Here is a 14,504-nt window from a genome sequence, read left to right on the forward strand (position 1 = left end):
GCATCGCGGCATCGCGGCATCGCGGCATCGCGGCATCGCGGCATCGCGGCATCGCGGCATCGCGGCATCGCGGCATCGCGGCATCGCGGCATCGAAAGGGGCTACTAAGTCGAGACCCTGGTCAAGTGCTCGTTGTGATGTCGATGGACGAAGATGAGCCTAGCTGCCATCGCCCCGGTGGCAGCTGCCTGTCGCCAAGGATCAACCCTGACGCGAGCGCGAACTCTTGTCCCCGGCGGACTGATCGCGGGGCGGCTTGGGGTCAACTGCGGGTTCGGCGGTCCTACCCTCTTCCGCAGTCGACCCTCTCCAAATCTTGACGAAATGGGGGTCGATCTCCTCGATGCCAGGCTCGCCCTGTTCACAAAGCCAACGGTCAACCGAAAGGACGAGGAAATCGTTCAGGCTGAGATCGCGCGTAGCCAGGGTATTGATGAGGCGAGTCTTTACCGCAGGCGAAATCCGCCATGTGGAAGCCGGATAGTCCACTAGACGGCGAGGCTCCTTGTGTTGCTCCTTCTTCCGCCTCCGGCCTGCAATAAGGTCCGTGCGCAGGTTCAGATCTGCCATCAGCTCTTCACTTTTCCCGTATGAGAAACGCCCTACTTCATGCGGCTGGTTAGAGCAAAAACCTGGGACAAAGCGGCAAGATTCTGATACAGGTTTGATTAAGTCGATCAGTTTTCTGATTATCGACATCCTGCGTCGAAGTTTCGCCTGCTAGCTAGCTATCCTGTACTTCCCCGTCCACTCGCCGCAACTCGCCGGTGAGACTCGTCGTCGTTGGCACTGGCTATGTCACTTTTTGAGATCATATGCCCATGCCGTATCCGATCGCCGCTAACGAGGAAATGCGACTTCGCGTCCTCGCTGACCTGAATATTCTTGATACCCCTCGCGAGCGTGATTTCGACGTGGTGGTCGAGATCGGCCGGGAGATGCTCGGGGCGGCGAGCTGCCAGATTTCCGTGATCGATCGAGATCGTCAGTGGTTCAAAGCGTCCAGTGGTCTCGATGTGCCTCAAACGGATCGAGACCTAGCGTTCTGCAATCACACGATCTGCGGTGTCGAACCCTTCGTCGTAGAAGACACGTTGCAGGATCAACGTTTCGCCGACAATCTTCTGGTCACCGGCGCGCCCTTCATCCGCTCCTATGCCGGCGTGCCCTTGTTTGTCGATGGCTTCGCCATTGGCAGCCTCTGCACTGTCCATTCGCAGCCGAAGCGTTTCACCGAGCGGGACCTTGCGCGGCTGCGGGACCTCGGTGAAATCGCGATGTCGCTGTTGCGGCGACATCAGGGCGCTGCGCGTCTCGCGCAGCTCGCTTCCGAACTGACCGCGCAGCACGATGCCGTGGCCAACCAGGCGGCCGTGCTGGATGTCCAGAAGCGGATCTTCGACGAAGTGTCAGCGCGCTCCAAGCTCGGGGCCTGGACTCGCGACCTGCGGACCGACCGATATGAATGGAGCGCCGAGATGTATGCGCTTCACGAGGTCGAAGCTGACTTCATGGTGACCAGGGCGAGCATCGACGCGTTCTACCACCCCGATGAATTGCAAAGACTGGAAGCTGTGGTCGAGGAGGCCAGCCGCACCAACCGGCCTTACACGTTCGAAGGCGAGATGGTCACAGCCAAGGGAAACCGCCGCCATGTCCGGGTGACTGCCCAGTTCCAGGTCGAGGATGGCGTGGCGATCCGTCGTTACGGCACCAAGCAGGACATCACGGAAGAGCGCACGAGAACCGAGGAGATCACGCGCCTCGCCAATCTGGATAGTCTGACGGGCCTCTACAACCGACGGTTCTTCCAGGACCACCTGCGAGGGGCTTCCGCCAACCTTGTCGCAACGGACAGCTACCTCGACCTGCTGCTTCTCGATCTCGACGGGTTCAAGGACATCAACGACAGCCATGGGCACGCGGTCGGCGACCACTGTCTGCAGGTCATCGCCGAACGACTGAATTCCCTGGACGCCGAAAAAGCTCTCGTGGCTCGTATCGGCGGGGACGAATTTGCGATGCTCCTGGCGGGGCATCCCTCGTCCGAAGTTTCGCGCCAACTGGCCGAGCAGGTGATCGTCACGGTTGCGAAGCCGATCGAATGGCTGGGCCACACCCTGGAACTGACGACGTCCATCGGCATCACGCGCGGATCTGACGGCGCCAATGCCGGGACCGACGGACTGCTCCTGGAAGCCGATCTCGCCCTCTATGCGGCGAAGGACGCCGGGCGCAACCAGATTGTGATGTTCGACAACTCGCTCAAGGTCGCCGCGTATCAGCGCTTCCTGGTGCTGCAGCATGTCCGAAGCGCCCTGAATGACGGGCAGCTCGAGCTCTACTACCAGCCGAAAGTGCGGCTGAGCGATGGCGGACACTACGGTTTTGAAGCGCTCATCAGGTGGAATAGCGCCGACGGGCGCGTGCTCGCTCCAGCCGCGTTCGCCGAGGCACTGGTCGATCCGAAGCTCGGTGTCGAGCTCGGCAACTTCGTGATCCGGGCCGCTCTCGACCAGGCGAAGCGCTGGAAGGCCGACGGCTTGCCGTTCGGAAGCATCGCGATCAATCTCAGCGCGGCGCAGTTCCGCGACATTTCGACGGCCGACTTCATCCTGCGGGAGATCGCGGCCCGTGGCCTTTCTCCGCACATGCTTGAGGTCGAGGTGACCGAAGGCGTCTTCCTCTCGCGTTCATCGGAGACCGTTCTGGAGGTCTGCCGGAAACTGAAGCAGCACGGGGTGAAGATTGCCTTCGATGATTTCGGCACCGGTTTCGCATCGCTGACGCACCTTCTCGAATTCCCAATCGACATCATCAAGATCGACCGCAGTTTCGTTTCGACGCTCGGTGAGCAGACGAACTCCGCGGCCATCGTCTCGGCGATCATCGGCATGTGTCGTGCGATGGGCCTTGAGGTCATTGCCGAAGGCGTGGAAACAAGCGCGCAGGCCGATTTTCTACGCGCCAGCGGGTGCGAACTGGCCCAGGGGTATCTGTACGCCCGTCCCCTCCCTGCAAAGCACGTCGCAGAGTGGATTAATCATCCGGAGCAGCTCAGGGCGTGATACTGTCGGCAGTCGGCGGATTTGGTAGCGTCTACCCAGCACGATCACGTCCCTTGCAAGCCGGATAAAGGCTCACGTCCGCGCAGGGCGGGAGCGCCCATAGCAGGCAACGGGATCCCGCATCATCCGTGAGATTGATGCACCTTGCTGCCGGATGGCTCTGGGCAGCGTCTGCGTCAGTTCGACCCGGTAAGTCCCATCGGCACGGCTTGCATCCTGCAGAAAATGGCCCTCGCCGCGGGCGTCTGGGCCGATCTGCTACCGCCCAACAAGGAAGAGCACGATGCCCGTCGAAAGCGGTAAGGCTCAGCACCAGAGACTGGCGGAAGCCGAAGTGGACCAGTTTCGGCAGGAACTCGGGCCCTTCGTGGTGGCCACCGAACGAACGCGCATGCCCATGGTCTTCACGGACGCTCGAGAACCGAACAGGCTCATATCCTTTGCAAACGACGCCTTCCTCGCGCTGACCGGCTACTCGCGGGACGAAGTTCTCGGAAAGAGCATCAATTTCCTGATGGCGCAGGGAGCCGAACCCGCATGCGTCGCCGAGATCGAGGCCGCGTTTGACGGCACCTCCGATACCGACCCGGACGTTCGTTTTCAGCGGCGCGACGGCAGCATCTCCTGGGCTTCCGTGTTCGTTTCGCCGGTGACGGACGACGACGGCAGGGTCGTCCAGCATTTCGCGTCCTTCGTCGACCTCACCCGGCATCATCTCGAACAAGACCGACTTCGGCTCCTGCTGAGCGAACTCAATCATCGCACGCAGAACACGCTGGCGACGGTCATGGCGATCATCGGTCAAACCTTGAAGGGCATGGCCGAACCCGAAGCGATCGACAAGCTGGAGGGCCGCATCCTCGCGCTATCGAAGACCCAAAGTCTGCTAGGAGCGGAGAATTGGGACCGGATCGGGATACGAGAGATCTTGGAGCAGGTCCTGGCGCCATTCGAGAAGAACGGTGCTTCGGCGCAGCGTTTCTCAATAGCGGGCGAGAATGTCGGGCTGGAGCCGAAGACAGCCTTGTCGCTTGCAATCGCGTTCCACGAACTGGCGACCAATGCGCTGCTGCATGGCGCCTTCGCCGATGGCGCTTCCGGCGAAGTTGCCATCGTCTGGAGCATCGTCAGCGAGGCGGGAGACGACCGGCTGGAACTGCAATGGCAGGAAAGCGGCGGACGACCGGTAAAACCGCCGAGCCACAAGGGTTTCGGTTTCCGTCTCATGCAGGGATTGTCGCAGGAGCTCGGCGGCGAGGTCACGCTGTCGATCGAGCCGTCCGGCGTCGCCTGCCGGATCGTGATGCCGCTGTCGCGCGAGGCAAATTGACCGGGTCGAGCGCCCTCGCGGGGCGTCGCATCCTGCTGGTCGAAGACGAGATCATGGTCGCGTGGGCGCTGGAAGACATGCTCGACAAGCTGGGATGCACGGTCGTCGGTCCTGCAGCCCGAGTGGATCAGGCGCTGGCACTCGTCGGTACGGACGGCCTGGATGCTGCCGTTCTCGACATCAATCTGAACGGCGAGGAGAGCTACCCGGTCGCAGATGCCCTTGCCGCGCGTGGCGTCCCTTTCCTGTTCTCCACCGGCTATCACAAGAGCAATCTCCGGGAAGCCTATCGGACCCTGCCGCTGCTTCAGAAGCCCTACGAGCGATCCGCCTTGGGCAACCAGCTTGCCAGCCTGCTGTCTCCGGGACAGACAGACACGGTGGAGCCCGATCCCGCGAGTCTGATCTGGGACGCCAATCGTCTCCGGTCCGCGACGAATGCAGCCGGTGTGGGATTATGGTCGTGGAACATCGATGATGACGAGTTCACGATGGACGAGCGCTCACACGCGCTCTGGGGAGTGGGCCCCGGGCCCATTACATTCGAGGACCTGTCGTCCCGCATCCATCCCGACGACATTTCCAAGGTCCGGGCCGCGTTCATGAAGGCGCGGGAGGTTCTCGGTCCCTATGAGGCCGACTTCCGCATCCAGCGTTCGCAGGAGATCCGTTGGGTATCTGCCCACGGCATGGGCAGCAATCTCAACGCCGCTGGCCGGATCATGTTTGGGGTCTTCCTCGACATCTCCAAGCGGATGCAGGCGGAGGAGGCGCGGGAGATGCTGGCGACGGAGATGGGGCACAGGGTCAAGAACCTGTTCGCCATCGCGAAGGCGTTGACTAAGATGTCTGCGCGCTCGACCACCACGTCGGCCGAGATGTCCGCCGATCTGTCGCGCCGCCTGGAAGCGCTGCATCAGGCGCACGAGTTGGTCCAGCCCGATCCATCGCGTCCGGGAACCGCGGTAGCGCTGGGCGATCTGCTGAGGGTCCTTCTCTCGCCCTACGTCGAGGATGCCAGCAATACCGGTCGCATAACCGTGGCGGCATGCGACCACGTGGTCGGCGAGGCATCCACGATGACCATGGCGCTGATCCTTCATGAACTGGCGACAAATTCCCTGAAGTACGGCGCTCTCTCCGCGGAGACGGGCACCGTCGAGATCGGATGCACGGCGGAGAATGGCGAAGTGACGTTGACCTGGACCGAAAACGGCGGCCCTCCGGTGGCGACGTCGAGAGGCAATGCCGGGTTCGGCAGCCAGCTGGTGGAAAAGAGCATTTCAGGCCAGCTCGGCGGAAGCGTCGCTTACGACTGGTCCCCCAGCGGCCTCACCGCAACGTTGCGAATGCGTCAGACCAGACTGGAAACCTGAGTTCCCAGCGGAAATGACTGAGCTGCGTCGCCAAAGGCGCTCATAGCCTGGCGGCAGCGGCGTTGCGGGCGCCAGCACGGTACAGAGGGTAGCGCCGGCGCCGATTTCGGTCGCTTAGGAGTTTGGTGGCCCCGAGGCTGCCATATCAAATCGAAACTGTTTATTTCTTCATTTCGAACTTCGAGATACTACCAACGATACCCCCGATTCAATGAATCCAGTTCAGTTAATCAAATTTCTGGCCACTGCTTGCGTCCCAAATATGATTCATGAGTATTTGACGCTAACGCAACGCGATTAAATAGGTCGCGGAGTGGTTCGCCGAACAAGGCATTCCATTGCTCACCGCAGATAAATTCGAAATAAACTTCAAGCGTCTCGATGATCAGTGTGCAGAAGGCAAATAGAACCTGCGGTCTAGGATACTGCCATTCGAGATTTGGAGTATAGCCCCCCTTCTCGTCCCACTCGAGATGGTTGGAGTAAATCTCATGCCAGTTTCCGTGCACACTATGTGAGGGCCCGGCAAACGCTCCTAGGTAGGCCTCGCCGAGGCCTACGGCTTCCGCCTTGTCGAACAGGCTTTTTCCGCCCCAAGGAGCCTTCTGGCTAAGATCGACCTCATCCAAGGATGACTTGTGCTGCGGTAGCGGATCTGTCGATTGACTTGAGTATCCGGTCTTCGATCGGGAGGACGATGCCGTTGCGGGCGGCTACGTTGCTCAATACCCGGTCGCGGAGTTTGCGCTCGTGGCGGAGCGAGTATTTGACGTATTCGTCAATAAGTTTCGGATGGAAATTCTGAACCATGTATCGGATATTGACCAGCGTTTCGAAAACGAGACGTGCAAAAATGAATGCCGACTCCTGACGCTTTTGCGTAGTTTGATCGAGCACCGTGTGGATCAGCTTGTAGAGTCGAACCATGTTGCCGCACACCGCGGCTCGGTCCCGATCCCACGTCTGGTTCTCGCCGAGCGTTGACGCGGCCAAACAAGTCCAACAACCGGTTTCGATCATCAGATCGACGGCTAAGCCCGTGAAATCGTCTTCATGCTCGAATGCCGCCATCTCGTCGGCATCGACCCTGGTCCTCTCAATTTCAGGAAGATTTTCGACCGTTAGCGGTTGCATGACTTCCTTATGCAGTTAGGACGCGACGGAGCAGAATCTCAATGAGACATAGCACATCTTATTGTCGCGCTTGTTGGCCTCGCACTTGCGACGTCGTGGACACAAATTCCACTACCATCAAATGGCAATACATGCTCCCGACATGATTCTCATAACACTAGATTTTTTATCTAATTATATGAGAAAGTTGATAAATTCCGCTTAGGTGTCAGGCAAGACTTTACTTCTCGAGTTTGCCCCGAGGGAGTAGCGCAGGACACTTACGCGGGGGCCATCCTGCGCTCTCGATACCCAAACCTCCGAAAAGATTCGGTCTGTGGTTCGTAAATCAGTGATTTCATTGAGGCATAATAGTTTGGTGGGCCCGGCAGGACTCGAACCTGCAACCAAGCGGTTATGAGCCGCCGGCTCTAACCAATTGAGCTACAGGCCCCACGCCCGACGCCGTAGCGCAATCGCGCCGGCGCCTCAAGCGTGGTGTGACGACGGGCGCCGGGAGCCGCCTGATTTCGCGCGGGCGGCCGGTCTGGAGCGCATTGGCAGGCGCGGGGCCAATGCCCCGGGCAGGCGCGGGGCCCTGTCCCGGGCATTGGCGCGCCGAGATGTTACTGCCGCCGTCGCGGGCGCGGACGGTTTGCCGCCGCATTGCCTGCCTAGAAACGACGCCTCGACCCGAATCGGAGATCCCGTACCATGCGCCCGACGACTGCCCTCGCCCTCGTGCTCACTCTGGCCGCGCCGCTCCCGGCGCTGGCGCAGGAGCCCGGCACCCCTGCCCCCGCGACGATCACCGTGACCGGCACGGGCGAAGCCAGTGCCCGCCCCGACCAGGCGCTGGCGACCTTCACGGTGCTGCGGACCGGCGAGACGGCCCGCGCCGCCCTCGACGACGCCAACGCGGCGATGCGCGCAGTCAGCGACGGCATGCGCAAACTCGGCGCCGAGGACCGCGACCTGCAGACCTCCGGCTTCTCGATCAATCCGCAGTATCGCTACGACAATACCGAGGGCAGCCAGCAGCCGCCGGCGATCGTCGGCTACGAGGTCCGCAACACGCTGACGGTGCGGGTGCGCGATCTTGCCCGCCTCGGCGAGGTGCTGGACCAGGCGGTGACGCTCGGCGTCAACCAGGGCGGCGAGATCCGTTTCGACCTCGCCGAGCCGGGCGCGGTCGAGGACGCGGCCCTGAAGGAGGCGGTCGCCGACGCCACGGCGACGGCCCGGCTGATCGCCGAGGCGGCCGGCGTGACGCTCGGCCCGGTGCGCGAAATCCGCGAGAATGTCGGCATGGCGCCGCCGCCGATGCCGTTCGCCGCCATGGAGATGCGGACCGCCGACGCCAAGAGCGTGCCCGTCGAGGCCGGCGAGAACAGCTTCAACGCCAGCGTCAGCATGGTCTTCGCGATCGCCGACTGATCGGCCGTTCGGGCCTGCGCAAACAAAAGGGGACGCGGGCCACCGGCCTGCGTCCCCTTTTTCGTGGAGCGATTGGCTCAGCGGCGGAAGCTGATCACCGGGCAGCCCGGGGCCCGGGCGAAGCGGACCACCGTGCGGTCACCGCGCGAGCGGCCGGCGACCACCACGGCGCGGCGGTTGACGTTGCGGACATGGGCGCGGCGCACGCCCATCCGCTCGGCCTTGCGCAGTGCCTGGCCGGGCTCGCAGAGCGCCGGCCGGTGCGGGCGGTAGTCGCGGACATGGTGGACCGGGGCGCCGCCGATCGTGACGCCGAGGCGGAAGCTGTCGGCGGCAGCGGGTGCCGCGGTGGCCATGGCGCCGACGGCCAGCGTTGCGGCGACGGCGAGCGAGCGGGCAAGGGTCGAGGACATCGGTGCATCTCCTGGCGGGGCGCCGCGTGGCGCGGCGGGTTCGACAGGAATGACCATAGCGGCGCGGCGCTGAACCGGTGCCGAAGCCGCCATTCATGCGCCGTTCAGCCCGTCGCCCACCGCCCACGTGGTCCGCACGCACGCCCGCCACGCCCGGCTCAGCCGAGCATGTGGCTGACCTTGCTGCCCACCTTCTCGAACACCCAGTCCGGCACGAAGAAGTCCGCCACCGGCTCGCCGCCGCCCTGCGGGCCGTAGACGGAGAAGTCGCTGACGCCTTCCTCCATCAGCACCAGCTCGTCGATGTAGAAGTTTCCCGTGGCCTCGCGCGACGGCCGGGTGAGGATGGCATGGGCCGCATCGGCGACGATTTTCGGCGAGCGGCTCATCTTCGCCATGGCGTCGCCGCCCAGGACGTTGCGCACCGCCGCCGTGTCGATCGCCGTCAGCGGCCAGAGCGAGTTCACCGCGATGCCGTCCCTGCGGAATTCCTCGGCCATGCCGAGCGTGCACATCGACATGCCGAACTTCGCCATCGTGTAGGCGACGTGGTTGCGGAACCACTTGGCGCTCATGTCGAGCGGCGGCGAGAGATTGAGGATATGCGGGTTGGCCGCCTGCTTCAGATGCGGGATGCAGGTCTTGGAGACCAGGAAGGTGCCGCGCGCATTGACGCCGTTCATCAGGTCGTAGCGCTTCATCTCGGTCTGGAGCGTGCCGGTCAGGGCGATGGCGGAGGCATTGTTGATGCAGATGTCGATGCCGCCGAAGCGTTCCACGGCCGCCGCGACGGCCGCCTCGACCTGCGCCTCGTCGCGGATGTCGCAGACGACGCCGAGCCCTTGGCCGCCCGCCGCCTCGATCTCGGCGACGGCCGAGTGGATCGTGCCCGGCAGCTTCGGGTTCGGGCTGTCGGTCTTGGCCGCCACGACGACATTCGCGCCGTCGCGCGCCGCCCTGAGCGCGATCGCGAGGCCGATGCCGCGCGAGCCGCCCGACATGAAGATGGTCTTGCCTGAAAGTGTCACGGTGCCTCTCCCCATTCTGGTGGGGGAAGACCTAGCCGAGGCGGGCCGCCGGGGAAAGCGCCGGATGCCCGATGCCGGCTTCAGCCGAACATCGCCTCGCCCTGCTCGTCGACGACCTGGCGCGCCTTGCGCAGGCCCGCCTGCGCCGCCTCGTGCTCGGAGGCGAAGAGGTCGGCGCGGATCAGCCGGTGAGTCTTTTCCTCGCCGGCGACCGTCTTGGTGATGGTGGCGGCCAGGCGGAACTGGCCGCCTTCCGGCATCGGCGTCGCGGCGAGCGCGAAACCCTCGTAGGTCTCGGTCGCCGCGATGCGCGGGGCGGCGGGCTCGCTGGAGCCGCCGCCACCGCCGAAGAGCTTCCTGAAGAACGACATCAGCTGTCGAGGAACGAGCGCAGCTTGCGCGACCGCGACGGGTGCTTGAGCTTGCGCAGCGCCTTCGCCTCGATCTGGCGGATGCGCTCTCTGGTCACCGAGAACTGCTGGCCGACCTCTTCGAGCGTGTGGTCGGTGTTCATGCCAATGCCGAAGCGCATGCGCAGCACCCGCTCCTCGCGCGGCGTCAGTGATGCCAGCACCCGCGTCGTCGTCTCGCGCAGATTGCCCTGGATCGCCGCGTCGATCGGCAGGATGGCGTTCTTGTCCTCGATGAAGTCGCCGAGATGCGAATCCTCCTCGTCGCCCACGGGGGTCTCGAGCGAAATCGGCTCCTTGGCGATCTTCAGGACCTTGCGGACCTTCTCCAGCGGCATCGCCAGCTTCTCGGCCAGCTCCTCCGGGGTCGGCTCGCGGCCGATCTCGTGCAGCATCTGGCGCGAGGTGCGGACGATCTTGTTGATCGTCTCGATCATGTGCACCGGAATGCGGATGGTGCGGGCCTGGTCGGCGATCGAACGGGTGATCGCCTGCCGGATCCACCACGTGGCGTAGGTCGAGAACTTGTAGCCGCGGCGGTACTCGAACTTGTCCACCGCCTTCATCAGGCCGATGTTGCCCTCCTGGATCAGGTCCAGGAACTGCAGGCCGCGGTTGGTGTACTTCTTGGCGATGGAGATCACGAGGCGCAGATTCGCCTCGACCATTTCCTTCTTCGCCTGCCGCGCCTCGCGCTCGCCCTTCTGCACCATGTGAACGATGCGGCGGAACTCGGTGATCTCCAGGCCCGTCTCGGTGGCGAGGTTCTGGATCTCCTGGCGCAGCGCCTTGATGTTCTCCTTCTCGGCCTGGACGAATTTCAGCCAGCCCTTGCCGGAGAGATTGGCGATGTGCCGCGTCCAGTTCGGGTCGAGCTCGGAGCCCTGGTACTCCTGCAGGAACTCGTCGCGCTTGACGCTGTGCGATTCGGCCAGGCGCAGCAGCCGGCCCTCGTTGCCGACCAGGCGCTTGTTGATGTCGTAGAGCTGGGTGACCAGCGCGTCGATGCGGTTCTGGTTCAGCGACAGGCTCTTCACCGCCGCGATCAGGTCTTCCTTCAGCTTGCGGTAGGAGCGCTCCTGGCTGGGCGACAGGGTGCCCTGGGCCGCCAGGCGGTTCTCGACCTGCTGGTCCTGCAGCTTGCGCAGCCGGCGGTAGCCGTCGGCGATCTGGTCGAAGGTCTCCATGACCTGCGGCCGGATCTCGGCTTCCATCGCCGCGAGCGACAGGGAGTTCTCCATGTCGTCTTCGTCGTCGTCGTCGTCGCTGCCCGGCGCGGCCGCGGCGGGAGCCTCGGCGGCGGGGGCCGCCTCGCCCGGCGTCGGCGCGGTCGGCTGCTTGGCCTCGGGCCCGGCATAGGTCGCCTCGAGATCGACGATCTCGCGGAGCATGATGTTGCCCTCGTTGAGCTCGTCACGCCAGATGATGATCGCCTGGAAGGTCAGCGGGCTCTCGCAGAGGCCCGCGATCATCGTCTCGCGGCCGGCCTCGATGCGCTTGGCGATGGCGATCTCGCCCTCGCGGCTGAGCAGCTCGACCGAACCCATCTCGCGCAGATACATGCGCACCGGGTCGTCGGTGCGGTCGCCGGCTTCCTTCTTGGGCGTGGTGGCGACCTGAGTCGGGCCGGTCTCGGCGACCTCGGTGGTCTCCGCCGCCTCGGCGGTCTCCTCGCTCTCGGCCTCCTCGTCGTCCTCGACGACGTTGATGCCCATGTCGTTGAGCATGGCCATCATGTCCTCGATCTGCTCGGACGTGACATCGTCCGCCGACAGCATCGAGTTGAGCTTGTCCATGGTCACGAAGCCGCGTTTTTTCGCGGCCTTGATCATCTTCTTGACGGCATCATCGGACAGGTCGAGCAGGGGACCGTCAGGTGTCGCGTCGGCGCGCTCCTCGATCGGGGCCTCGCTCTCTTTGGCCTTTGTCGCCATGTATTCTATTCTCCAGTTCGCGCGCCGTGAACGTTCCGCCGTCCCGGACCGCTCATCCAGCGGCGCACCGTGGGGGAGAGTCTACGGCGGCAGCCGTTAACACTCGCCTAACCATGATGCGCTCGCCTCCCGGGACGGGTCCCGATGCGGCAGCGCCCTCAAGAAGGGGCGGATAGGCAATAAATCAAGGTCAGGCCGGATCGAACCACCCTGTCGACCGGTCACATATGATGTGTCAACGGCTTGAAGGCAATGGACGGCCGGTGGCGAAGTCCCGCGCGGGGCTTCGTTTTCCCTATATCGAGGTGGCAGGGCGTCCCGACAAGAGGCCGAAGCCCTCGATCAGCGCTTCCGTGCCGTCAACCTGGTCGAGCTCGCGCTTGACCTCCATCAGATGGGCAAAGGCGGCCTCGGTCGGCTCGCGGCCCAGCGCCGCCTCTGCGTCGCGCAGTTCCTGCCGCAGCGCCAGCGAACGATGCGAGAGGTAGAGCGCCTGGCGCACCGCCTCCATCGCGTCCTCGGGCGCCGCGTCGGCAAGGAACGGCCAGAGCCGCAGATCCCGCAGCCGCTGCAGCAGCCGGTCGTAGACCGGCCGCAGGCCCCGCGCGTCGATGGCGACGAGCAGCGTCTCGCGCGATGTCGTCTGCGCCTCGGCATAGGCGTCGAGCACCGCCGTGCGCAGCCGCGCGAGTTCGCCGTCGGGCAGCGCCAGATCGGCGAAATAGTCGAAGGCCTCGTTGATCAGCACCGGGTGATTGACGAAGCCGAGCACGATGGCGACCTCGCGCAGCGCCGCCTCCGGGGCCTTGCCCGGGCGGGTCAGGCTGGATCGGGCGAGGCGCTCGGAGATCGCCGAGCGCCTGGCGCCCTGGGCGCCTGCCGCGCCGCGTCCCCCGGCACGCCCGCCCCGCTCGCGCTCGCGATCGCCGCCCTGCCGCCTTCCGCCGCCGCGCGCCTCGCGCGCCGCCCCGAAGAAGCCGCGCAGCCGCTCGTCGGCGTCGGCGAGATAATGCCGGCGCACGCTCTCGTCGCCGATCTGCCGCAGCGTCGCCTTCAACCGGTGTTCGAGATCGGCCCGCCGCTCCGGCGTGTCGTAGTCGCCGCCGGCGGTCTCGCGCGACCAGAGCATGTCAGCAAGCGGCCGCGCCGCCGAAAGGACGCCCTGCATCGCCTCGGCGCCGCCTTCGCGGATCAGGTCGTCGGGATCCTTGCCCTCGGGCAGCAGCGCGAAGCGCAGGGAACGGCCGGGCTTCAGCGCCGGCAGCGCGGTCTCGGCCGCCCGGTGCGCCGCCTTGACGCCGGCCGCATCGCCGTCGAAGCACAGGATCGGCTCGCTGGTGACGCGCCAGAGCAGGTCGATCTGGCGGTCGGTGAGCGCCGTGCCGAGCGGCGCCACGGCGTGCTCGATCCCGGCCTGGGCGAGCATGATCGTGTCCATGTAGCCCTCGACCACCACCAGCGTGCCGGCCGCCTTGGCGGCGCGCCGGGCGCGGGAGAGGTTGAACAGCACCTGGCCCTTGTGAAATACCTCCGATTCCGGGGAGTTGAGATATTTCGCCGACACGTCGGGCGACAGCGCCCGGCCGCCGAAGGCGATCGGGCGTTCGCGCAGGTCGAGAATCGGGAACATGATGCGGTCGCGGAACCGGTCGTAGGAGACGGCGATGCCCTCGCCATGGACGACGAGGCCGGCCGCCTCGATCTCCGCCCTGCCGACATTCTTCTGCGCCAGATACTCCTTCAGGCGGTTGCGCGAATCGGGGGCGTAGCCGAGGCCGAAGGCCTTCTGGGTCTGCGGGTGGAGGCCGCGGTCGCGCAGATAGGCGCGCGCCCTGGCGCCGTCCGCCTCCTGCAGCATCGCCTGGAAGAAGCGCGCCGCGTGCTCCAGCGCGTCGACCAGCGTGGCGCGGGCCTCCTCGCGCCGCTCGGCCTCGGGGTCGCGCGCCGGCATGGCGAGCCCCGCCTCGCCGGCCAGCCGCTCGACCGCTTCCGGAAAGGACAGGCCCTCGAGTTCGGTCAGGAAGCGGAAATGGTCGCCCGAGACGCCGCAGCCGAAGCAGTGGTAGCGGCCCTTGGAATCCTCGCAGTGGAAGGACGGGGTCTTCTCGCCGTGGAACGGGCAGCAGGCCCAGTAGTCGCCCCGGCCCGGCTGCGACTTGCGCCGGTCCCACGCGACGCGCCGGCCGATCACGTCCGAGATCGGAACGCGGGCGCGGATGTCGTCGAGAAAGGCGGGCGGGAAGCGCATGGCGCGGTGATAGCGCGTTCGGACGGGGAATGGGATGGGGTCACGTGGCGCTTTGCGAACGCGGCGAATGCCTGAGCGGCGACGCCGCGGGAAGACCCATTCCGCCCAGCCTTCCGGTGGGCTAGGTCTTTGCCATCCTCGTCGAAT

General features: G+C 64.8%; 12 protein-coding genes and 1 tRNA gene. 4 read left to right on the top strand and 9 right to left on the bottom strand.

Features of this window, described 5'->3' with window-relative positions; translation table 11 throughout:
- Nucleotides 1-201: 201 nt before the first annotated feature.
- Nucleotides 202-570, bottom strand: coding sequence for a hypothetical protein (locus tag LXB15_RS11705; RefSeq protein WP_233948627.1), 369 nt, complete (start codon nt 568-570; stop codon nt 202-204).
- 251 nt (nt 571-821) lie between these two features.
- Here LXB15_RS11705 and LXB15_RS11710 point away from each other — a divergent pair, with 251 nt between their 5' ends.
- From LXB15_RS11710 to LXB15_RS11720, 3 genes are all read left to right on the top strand, one after another.
- Nucleotides 822-3,068: a bifunctional diguanylate cyclase/phosphodiesterase gene (locus LXB15_RS11710; RefSeq protein WP_233948628.1), complete on the top strand. Its 2,247-nt coding sequence runs from the start codon at nt 822-824 to the stop codon at nt 3,066-3,068.
- A gap of 283 nt (nt 3,069-3,351) precedes the next feature.
- A complete protein-coding gene (locus LXB15_RS11715) occupies nt 3,352-4,398 on the top strand; it encodes an HWE histidine kinase domain-containing protein (protein WP_233948629.1) in 1,047 nt (348 codons plus the stop codon).
- Complete coding sequence (locus tag LXB15_RS11720; protein ID WP_370640094.1) at nt 4,395-5,774, top strand: sensor histidine kinase; 1,380 nt, start codon at nt 4,395-4,397, stop codon at nt 5,772-5,774. The genes LXB15_RS11715 and LXB15_RS11720 overlap by 4 nt, the downstream gene beginning before the upstream one ends.
- 230 nt (nt 5,775-6,004) lie before the next feature.
- Here LXB15_RS11720 and LXB15_RS20960 read toward each other — a convergent pair whose 3' ends face one another.
- The 3 genes from LXB15_RS20960 to LXB15_RS11730 form a co-directional block, all read right to left on the bottom strand.
- A complete protein-coding gene (locus tag LXB15_RS20960; protein WP_255696589.1) occupies nt 6,005-6,403 on the bottom strand; it encodes a DUF5677 domain-containing protein in 399 nt (132 codons plus the stop codon).
- Nucleotides 6,396-6,908 (bottom strand): DUF5677 domain-containing protein, encoded by a 513-nt coding sequence (locus LXB15_RS20965; protein WP_255696590.1) that lies wholly within the window; start codon nt 6,906-6,908, stop codon nt 6,396-6,398. Before LXB15_RS20965 ends, LXB15_RS20960 begins: the two co-directional genes overlap by 8 nt.
- A 356-nt stretch (nt 6,909-7,264) precedes the next feature.
- Nucleotides 7,265-7,341, bottom strand: a tRNA-Ile gene (locus LXB15_RS11730).
- Between the two features lie 260 nt (nt 7,342-7,601).
- Between LXB15_RS11730 and LXB15_RS11735 the strand changes: the two genes are divergently transcribed.
- The gene (locus LXB15_RS11735) at nt 7,602-8,324 is read left to right on the top strand and encodes an SIMPL domain-containing protein (RefSeq protein WP_233948630.1); all 723 of its coding nucleotides are present in this window, start codon (nt 7,602-7,604) and stop codon (nt 8,322-8,324) included.
- 77 nt (nt 8,325-8,401) lie between these two features.
- Here the strand turns inward: LXB15_RS11735 and LXB15_RS11740 are convergent, their stop codons facing one another.
- From LXB15_RS11740 to dnaG, 5 genes are all read right to left on the bottom strand, one after another.
- Entirely contained in the window at nt 8,402-8,737 is a 336-nt protein-coding gene (locus tag LXB15_RS11740) for a hypothetical protein (protein WP_233948631.1), read from the bottom strand.
- Between the two features lie 158 nt (nt 8,738-8,895).
- Nucleotides 8,896-9,765: an NAD(P)-dependent oxidoreductase gene (locus tag LXB15_RS11745; protein ID WP_233948632.1), complete on the bottom strand. Its 870-nt coding sequence runs from the start codon at nt 9,763-9,765 to the stop codon at nt 8,896-8,898.
- A gap of 80 nt (nt 9,766-9,845) precedes the next feature.
- Nucleotides 9,846-10,136: an HlyU family transcriptional regulator gene (locus LXB15_RS11750; protein ID WP_233948633.1), complete on the bottom strand. Its 291-nt coding sequence runs from the start codon at nt 10,134-10,136 to the stop codon at nt 9,846-9,848.
- Nucleotides 10,136-12,109 carry an RNA polymerase sigma factor RpoD gene (gene rpoD / locus LXB15_RS11755; RefSeq protein ID WP_233948634.1) on the bottom strand — a complete coding sequence of 658 codons (1,974 nt, stop codon included), beginning with the start codon at nt 12,107-12,109 and terminating at the stop codon, nt 10,136-10,138. Before rpoD ends, LXB15_RS11750 begins: the two co-directional genes overlap by 1 nt.
- 295 nt (nt 12,110-12,404) lie before the next feature.
- On the bottom strand, nt 12,405-14,357 hold the full coding sequence (gene dnaG / locus LXB15_RS11760) for a DNA primase (RefSeq protein ID WP_233948635.1): 1,953 nt from the start codon (nt 14,355-14,357) through the stop codon (nt 12,405-12,407).
- Nucleotides 14,358-14,504: the final 147 nt, after the last annotated feature.

Origin of the sequence: Aurantimonas sp. HBX-1 (genome assembly GCF_021391535.1) — a bacterium.
Lineage (GTDB): Bacteria > Pseudomonadota > Alphaproteobacteria > Rhizobiales > Rhizobiaceae > Aurantimonas.

Bases quoted from the DNA above. Each gene is read 5' to 3' on its own strand.
- LXB15_RS11705 (WP_233948627.1), bottom strand. From the start codon at position 570: ATGGCAGATCTGAACCTGCGCACGGACCTTATTGCAGGCCGGAGGCGG.
- LXB15_RS11710 (WP_233948628.1), top strand. From the start codon at position 822: ATGCCGTATCCGATCGCCGCTAACGAGGAAATGCGACTTCGCGTCCTC.
- LXB15_RS11715 (WP_233948629.1), top strand. From the start codon at position 3,352: ATGCCCGTCGAAAGCGGTAAGGCTCAGCACCAGAGACTGGCGGAAGCC.
- LXB15_RS20965 (WP_255696590.1), bottom strand. From the start codon at position 6,908: ATGCAACCGCTAACGGTCGAAAATCTTCCTGAAATTGAGAGGACCAGG.
- LXB15_RS11735 (WP_233948630.1), top strand. From the start codon at position 7,602: ATGCGCCCGACGACTGCCCTCGCCCTCGTGCTCACTCTGGCCGCGCCG.
- LXB15_RS11740 (WP_233948631.1), bottom strand. From the start codon at position 8,737: ATGTCCTCGACCCTTGCCCGCTCGCTCGCCGTCGCCGCAACGCTGGCC.
- LXB15_RS11750 (WP_233948633.1), bottom strand. From the start codon at position 10,136: ATGTCGTTCTTCAGGAAGCTCTTCGGCGGTGGCGGCGGCTCCAGCGAG.
- rpoD (WP_233948634.1), bottom strand. From the start codon at position 12,109: ATGGCGACAAAGGCCAAAGAGAGCGAGGCCCCGATCGAGGAGCGCGCC.
- dnaG (WP_233948635.1), bottom strand. From the start codon at position 14,357: ATGCGCTTCCCGCCCGCCTTTCTCGACGACATCCGCGCCCGCGTTCCG.